The organism is Streptomyces sp. NRRL B-24572, assembly GCF_002156145.1.
In the GTDB taxonomy this organism is placed as follows: domain Bacteria; phylum Actinomycetota; class Actinomycetes; order Streptomycetales; family Streptomycetaceae; genus Streptomyces; species Streptomyces vietnamensis.
In genome coordinates this window covers 1-1,713 of record NZ_MWIG01000656.1, presented here as the reverse complement: position 1 = coordinate 1,713, position 1,713 = coordinate 1, and the positions used below count along the sequence as shown (strand labels likewise).

The window sequence follows — 1,713 nt, the reverse complement described above, 5'->3', positions numbered from 1 at the left end:
GTCCGGCCGAGGCTCCGGGCCTGTCCCCCGGAGCCTCGGCCGGACACCACAGCGGTCCCCGTGCACACACCTCCCGTGCACGGGGACCGCTGCGTTTCCTGTCGTACGGGTGGAGCTCAGCCCGCGGCCGGGGCGCCCGACGCGCGGCGCAGGGCCGTCGGCCAGCCGGCGACCGCGGCCGTGGCGCCGTACCAGGCGACCAGACCCGCGACGGCGGCCACCCAGCCGCCCGCCTTGCCGAGGCCGGCGTTGTCGGCCATGGCGCCGATGCCGCCCAGCAGCAGCGCGACGAACAGCAGCCCGTACACGCCCTGTCCGAAGAGCCCGCTGCCCGAGGAGGCCACGGTCAGCGTGAGCGCGAGGAGCGCCCACAGGAGCAGGAAGAGCCCCACGGCGTCGGCCGAGGCGTGCCCGCCGGCGCCGCTGCCCCAGGTGAACCAGAAGGCGCCGAGCGCCGCGTACGCCGTGCCTTCGCCCTTGTCGCCCGCGCGCAGCGCGAGCAGTCCGACGAGGAAGAGCGTCACGCCGCCGACCCAGGTGGCGAGACCCGCGGCATCCGCTGCCGCGACGTTGTCGATGACACCGGTTCCGCCCAGGCCGAAGGCCAGCAGGGTCAGTCCGAGTGCCAGGTGGCCGAGCGTGGAGGTGGTGTTTCCCGCGGCGACTTCGTTGTTCACGGCGGGCTCCCTTCAGGTGTGCAGTTGTCCTGCGTGAGCTGCTGTGTTCCGGTGACCTTTATGTACCCTTCACAAGCGCACAATTCACCTGAGGAAGGCCGAATTTATGGCCGGATGACGGCAGTTGAGGGAGTGACCTGACGGGCCGTGGGGGCCGCGGGGTTACGGGATGACGATGACCGGCCGCTGGGCGCGGCGCGCGAGGCGGCCGGCGACCGAGCCGAAGATCCGGCCGACGATCCCGTGCGTGGAGCCGACCACGATCGCGTCGGCCGAGTACTCCCGGCCGACCTCCTCCAGCTCGTGGCAGATGTCCCCGCCGCGCTCGACCAGGATCCACGGCACCTCGGAGAGGTGGTCGGCGCAGGCCAGCTCCAGACCGAGGACCTCGGTGCGGTGGTCGGGCACGTCGACGAAGACCGGGGGCTCGCAGCCGGCCCACACCGTGGTGGGCAGCCGGTTGGCCACGTGCACGATGATCAGGCCCGATCCGGAGCGGCGGGCCATGCCGATGGCGTACGCGAGGGCGCGCTCACTGGACATGGAACCGTCGAAGCCGACGACCACCCCGTGCCGGAAGGCCGGGTCGCAGGCATGACGTGGCTGTTCTACCGCGAGGGGGTCGACCGTGGAATCGGCGACGCGCTTGCGGTCCGCGGGTTCGGGGAATTCGTGACCGGCCATCGGTGTCTCGGCGAAGAAGGTCCTCGTGGGAAGGGACGGGGAAAGGAGGGGACGAACGACGGGTGGCGGCGGAGCTGTGTCCGGGAATCATCTTCCCAAGCCCATACCCCCAAGGGTACGGCGACACTCCTCTCCTGCCCAGAGCCCGCCGTGCCACACCCGGCGTGCCCGCCGCTCGCGCGCGGCGTTCCAGGGAGCATGCACGAGGGGTTCGGGATCTGGCAATGCCGGATGTGCCCTACAGGCGTCCGTACGGGGGCCAAACGGACGTCGCCGAGAGTGACCGGAACGTTCCGCTCCTCGTTGCCACAGGTCCAGCCCACCGCCGCCACGGACCACAGCCCCCTCGCGG

General features: G+C 71.7%; 2 protein-coding genes. Both read right to left on the bottom strand.

Going from position 1 to position 1,713, the window contains the following annotated elements:
* Window positions 1-116 precede the first annotated feature (116 nt).
* Window positions 117-677, bottom strand: a complete 561-nt coding sequence (locus tag CCN56_RS32825; protein ID WP_086831511.1) for a GPR1/FUN34/YaaH family transporter — start codon at window positions 675-677, stop codon at window positions 117-119.
* Between the two features lie 162 nt (window positions 678-839).
* Window positions 840-1,361, bottom strand: a complete 522-nt coding sequence (locus CCN56_RS32820) for a universal stress protein (RefSeq protein ID WP_030493924.1) — start codon at window positions 1,359-1,361, stop codon at window positions 840-842.
* Window positions 1,362-1,713: the final 352 nt, after the last annotated feature.

What these genes read in the sequence shown, in the direction of transcription:
- CCN56_RS32820 (WP_030493924.1), bottom strand. Translation starts at nt 1,361, where the DNA reads ATGGCCGGTCACGAATTCCCCGAACCCGCGGACCGCAAGCGCGTCGCC.